A 257-nucleotide genomic window follows, 5' to 3' on the forward strand; every position below is an offset into this window, starting at 1 on the left:
GATGATCGAAAGCGTCCATCCGCCTACCCCACCCGCGAAGGCTTGACCCACTTTGCGGGCAAAGGAATAGACGGCATAGACGGTCCCATCTTCTCGTTTGCCACTACGAACTTCTTGGTCATCGATCACATCGGTGATGTTGGCCCAGATCACGGTATTGAAAACCGCCAAACCGATATAACCCACCGCTGACATTGCAATATAAAGCTGTACATTTTGCGGGCGTAGGAGAAACAAGAGCCCATAGATCACTGCCG

General features: G+C 51.8%; 1 protein-coding gene. It reads right to left on the minus strand.

Translation table 11 applies throughout. The features are described from left to right. On the minus strand, positions 1–257 hold a 257-nt coding region (locus V0R37_RS22690), incomplete at both ends, for an MFS transporter (RefSeq protein ID WP_420376632.1).

It is taken from the genome of Pollutimonas rozaliensis (genome assembly GCF_048751585.1).
GTDB lineage: Bacteria > Pseudomonadota > Gammaproteobacteria > Burkholderiales > Burkholderiaceae_B.